The organism is Enterobacter sp. CM29, assembly GCF_013179605.1.
GTDB lineage: Bacteria > Pseudomonadota > Gammaproteobacteria > Enterobacterales > Enterobacteriaceae > Enterobacter > Enterobacter intestinihominis.
The window spans coordinates 1-4741 of record NZ_JABMCU010000265.1 but is presented as its reverse complement, the minus strand read 5'-3'; the positions used below and the strand labels follow the sequence as shown (position 1 = coordinate 4741).

Sequence of the window (4741 nt, the reverse complement as noted above, 5' to 3'; positions counted from 1 at the left end):
TGCCGGTGTGCGATGTTTCGACCAGCACGATTCGAATGTTTTGCAGCATAATTTTTAGATGTCTGGATTCAGTGTCTGAAGAATATTCGGGCATATTATCATAAACGAGAGACATAATCCGATCCCGCTGCTATACTCTGCGCCGATTTTCCTGTTCTTTAACATCCAGTGAGAGAGACCGATGCATCCGATGCTGACCATCGCCGTGCGCGCAGCGCGCAAGGCGGGTAATGTAATTGCCAAACACTACGAAACCCCAGACTCCGTAGAAACCAGCCAGAAAGGCAGCAATGATTTCGTGACTAACGTCGATAAAGCCGCCGAAGCGATTATTATCGAAACGATCCGCAAATCTTACCCGCAGCACACCATCATCACCGAAGAAAGCGGTGAACATGAAGGTACCGATCAGGATGTTCAATGGGTTATCGATCCACTGGATGGCACCACCAACTTCGTTAAGCGCCTGCCACACTTCTCTGTGTCTATCGCAGTACGCATCAAAGGCCGTACTGAAGTCGCCGTTGTTTACGATCCAATGCGTAACGAACTGTTCACCGCGACCCGCGGTCAGGGCGCGCAGCTGAACGGCTACCGTCTGCGCTGCAGCAATGCACGCGATCTGGACGGCACGATTCTGGCGACCGGCTTCCCGTTCAAGGCGAAACAGCACGCAACCACTTATATGAATATCCTCGGCAAACTGTTCACCGAATGCGCGGACTTCCGTCGCACCGGCTCTGCTGCACTGGATCTGGCCTACGTGGCGACCGGCCGCGTTGACGGTTACTTTGAGCTGTCACTGAAGCCGTGGGACTTCGCGGCGGGCGAGCTGATCGCACGTGAAGCTGGCGCGATTGTTTGTGACTTCACCGGCGGCCATAACTATATGTCTACCGGCAACATCGTTGCAGGTAACCCGCGCGTTGTTAAAGCCATGCTGGCAAACATGCGTGAAGAACTGAGCGATGCGCTGAAGCGTTAATCCAGTCTGTTAAGCCCGGTGGCGCTACGCTTACCGGGCCTACAAATCCCTCAGGTATGGCTAAAAAGGCCGCAACCCCCTTCCCACCGGCACCGCGCTCATCCACATCGTGACCGCAGCCACCAGCAGAATCACCCCGCCCGCCAGCGCAAGCGTCGTCCAGCCAACCTGTCGCCACAATACCGGCGTTTTATTGCCGCTGAGTTTTACCGCCAGCTGACGGAAGCTGTGCACCAGCAAGGCTAACGAAGAGATAGTCAGAGATGTTCCCGCCGCCATCGCCAGCGCCGAGATCATGCCCCAGCCAAATACACCTATCACTTTGCTGAACAACAGCACCATGATTGCGCCCGAGCATGGACGCATCCCCATTGAGAGAACAATCATCAGGCGCGCACGCCAGTCGTCACCATTCTGTAATTGTTCCTGCGTCGGCAGATGCTGATGCCCGCACCCGCAGTTTTTATGGTGAACGTGATGCGGCGTAAAGATTTTGAATTTTGGTTTTTGCAGCAACGCGCGCAATTTTTTCAGCGCTCGCCAGCAGAGAATCAGCCCCAGTAAGCCTACCAGCGCGTAACTTCCCTTCTCCAGCCAGAAGCTGCTCATATGCAGCTGGCGGGCCGGGAGCTGTAGCAGCGAAAGGACGACCACGACCAGCGCAATTGCCACACCGCCCTGAAGTAAAGAGGAAGCCAGCGTCAGGCCGATACTCGATTTCAGCTTCGACGGATGGGTGGCAAGCCAGGTCGTGATGACGATTTTGCCGTGCCCCGGCCCCAGGGCATGCAGCACGCCATAGATAAAGCTGAACGCCAGAAGAGAGCCGCCCGCTTTGGACGGATTTTCCGCCACGGCTTTCAGCAGCCCGCTCATCTGCTGATTAACTTCCCGCTGCCAGAGGATACTTTTCATCATCACCTGCGGCCATGCCTGCCACAGCCAGAGCGCGCCGCCAGACGCTAACAGCAAAAAGAGCGCCAGAGGCCAGAGGTGCAGCCAGCGACGCGGCTTACTGACGGGGGAGGAGATCACTGACATTGTAACGTCACCTCCTGCGCAAACTGTTTTCCTAATTCCATGTCTTCTGGAGGCGCATCTTCTTTATCAAGGGAAACGGCAAAGTTCAGCGTCTCTTCACTGGGCGTCGGCGTGTGCACGGCAATTTTGCAGCTTTTTTGCAATATTTCTGGCAACTGTACGTCGCTGTCCTGGGCGTAATGCATATCGACATAGTAGGTTGGGTCAAACGTGGAAAACCTGTACTTCTGCCCGGCCAGCGGCTGAGGGTGCGCCAGCGGAAGGATAAACGTCAGCACCGCCTGATGGCCGTCGCGGGTCATACCGTACTCCGTGGGACGGTTAAGAAATTTCACCTTTTGTCCGTTGTGCCAGAACTCGGTGAAGTAGTGCTGACCCAGCACGTTGGCCATGACTTCCGCCGCCAGCTTTTTCCAGATCTCGTCGCCGGGCTTTGCGTTTCCGGCATCGTACAGCAGGTCGGCGGAGGTGATTTCATCCATCGTCCAGCGCATCTTCAGGCCGCTGAGCTGTGTGCCGTCCGTCACCAGTTCGGTTTTCAGGCTGATAAAGCTGTGAGGATGTGCGCTGGCGGCGGAGGTGATAACCGCCAAAAATAACGCTGTCACGCTTTGTTTAACTGTTTGCATCAATTCCTCACGTCAAAAATTCTGTGATGTTCGCCAGCAATCCTGAATGAAAGGCCTGCCGGCGCGCTTTTCAGCGCCCATCCTTTAGCTATTCTTATCAAACATTCACACTGGATACCCGACAGATGATGACGACGCTTGAAATTCCATCTGTGCTTTCCAGTTCGCAGCGCCGTTGCCAGGTGCTTTTGATGCTTTACCTGCCCGATGCTGCCGTCACCGCACAGAGCATAATCGCTGCCAATGGCGTGGACGACGTCCTGGCACGGCAAGATATAGCCGAGACGCGCGATGAAATCCAGCGCTATCATCGGCTTGATATCGTCACGCACCATGACGGTTGCTACCGTATTGAGGGCTCCGCCCTGAATCAGCGTTTGTGCCTGCTGCACTGGCTGCGCAGGGCGCTTCGGCTGTGTCCACATTTTGTCGCCCAACAGTTTACCCCTGCCTTAAAAACCGCGCTCAAACAGCACGGCATTGCCCGCCCGCTTTATGACGATGCGAACCTTCGGGCGCTTATCAACTTTTGCGCGCGCAAGCTTCAGCGCCAGTTTGAGTCCCGCGACGTACAGTTTTTACAGCTTTATCTGCAATATTGTCTTATTCAGCATCATCTGGGCAATACGCCGGAGTTTTCACCCGTTCAGCGCAGCTGGACGCAATCGAGAGGGGAATACTTTACGGCGCAGGAAATTGTCCGTCACTGGAAACGGCGCGTCCCGCAGGGAACGCACAGTGATGAACAGCTGTTCCTGGCGCTGCTGTTTATGATGCTCCGCACACCCGACCCGGTACTGGATAAACACCAGCAGGATCAGCGCCTGCGTCGGGCCATCGTGCGTATGATTGCCCGTTTCCGGGCGCAAACCGGGATGAACTTCAGCGATGAGCAAGGGCTGACCGATCAGCTGTATATTCATCTGGCTCAGGCGCTGGACCGCTCCTTATTTGACATCGGCATCGACAACAGTCTGCCGGAAGAGATCCACCGTCTATACCCCCGGCTGCTGCGCACCACTAAAGAGGCGCTGTTTGAGCTGGAAGCCGAATTTGGCCTGCGATTCTCCGGTGAAGAGATGGCTCTGGTGGCGGTGATTTTTGGTGCCTGGCTGATGCAGGAAACCGATCTTCATGAAAAACAGGTGGTCCTGTTAACGGGGGAAGATAAAGCCTGCGAGGAGTTAATTGAGCAGCAGCTTCGCGAGCTTACGCTGCTGCCGCTCAATATTCGTTATCTTAGCCTGGAAGCGTTTAAGAAGGAGGGCGCCCCCCGCGAAGCGGCGCTGGTCATTACGCCTTATCCAACTGCCCTGCCGCTGTTCTCGCCGCCGCTCATTCATGCCGTTGAGACCCTGAACACGCAGCAGCAGGAACATATTCGCGTTATGCTCGAATCCTAGTTACGTGCGAGCAGCGACTTTAGGGCGGATGACAATGGCCGGTAAAGCGACCAGCGCCATCACCCAGAACACAGCGTGGCCCAGGTGCTGATAGAGGAAACCGGCAAATACGGTCATCACCGCAATACTGCCGCCCATCGCCACCGCTGAATAGACTGCCTGAAGACGAATAACGTCCCCACCCTCTCGCGCCGCGATATAGCGCATCGCCGCCAAATGGCAGACGGTGAAGGTTCCGCAGTGCAGAATTTGCGCCACAATCAGCCACGGCAGATCCGTCGTCCAGCCCATGATGCCCCAGCGCGCTACGCCGCAAACGGCGGAAAGCAGCAGCAGGTCACGCGCCCCGAAACGACGGAACAGTTTTTGGCTCAGCGCGAAGATAATGACCTCCGCTACCACGCCGAGTGACCACAGGTAGCCTACCGCAGAAGCCGAGTAGCCCGCCCCCTGCCAGTAGATGGCGCTGAAGCCGTAATAGGCCGCATGCGCCCCCTGAAGCAGACAGACGCAGGCCAGGAAACGCCAGCTTTGCGCCACCAGCGAGCGCCAGGCGGGCCAGCCAGCGCTCTCCTGATGGCGGCTTTCGCCCTGCGGCATCACCGACGGACGCAGCAACATACCGAGCAGCATCGAGGCGATGCCGAGCGTTAACAGGGCCAGAATGGCGCGATAGTCATAGA

5 protein-coding genes are annotated in these 4741 nt (G+C 56.4%); 2 read left to right on the top strand and 3 right to left on the bottom strand.

From position 1 onward, the window contains the following. The first annotated feature begins 181 nt into the window (after positions 1–181). Entirely contained in the window at positions 182–985 is an 804-nt protein-coding gene (suhB, locus tag HP459_RS21430) for an inositol-1-monophosphatase (RefSeq protein WP_022649020.1), read from the top strand. Positions 986–1045: 60 nt separating this feature from the next. On the opposite strand, the gene HP459_RS21425 is transcribed toward suhB, so the two are convergent. Continuing rightward, positions 1046–2026, bottom strand: a complete 981-nt coding sequence (locus tag HP459_RS21425; protein ID WP_022649021.1) for a nickel/cobalt transporter — start codon at positions 2024–2026, stop codon at positions 1046–1048. After that, complete coding sequence (locus tag HP459_RS21420; RefSeq protein WP_022649022.1) at positions 2017–2655, bottom strand: DUF1007 family protein; 639 nt, start codon at positions 2653–2655, stop codon at positions 2017–2019. The genes HP459_RS21425 and HP459_RS21420 overlap by 10 nt, the downstream gene beginning before the upstream one ends. Before the next feature lie 125 nt (positions 2656–2780). Here HP459_RS21420 and csiE point away from each other — a divergent pair, with 125 nt between their 5' ends. Next, positions 2781–4058 (top strand): stationary phase inducible protein CsiE, encoded by a 1278-nt coding sequence (gene csiE, locus HP459_RS21415; protein ID WP_032623757.1) that lies wholly within the window; start codon positions 2781–2783, stop codon positions 4056–4058. Here csiE and HP459_RS21410 read toward each other — a convergent pair. Then, on the bottom strand, positions 4059–4741 hold a 683-nt coding region (locus HP459_RS21410), incomplete at its 5' end, for a 3-phenylpropionate MFS transporter (protein WP_171936805.1).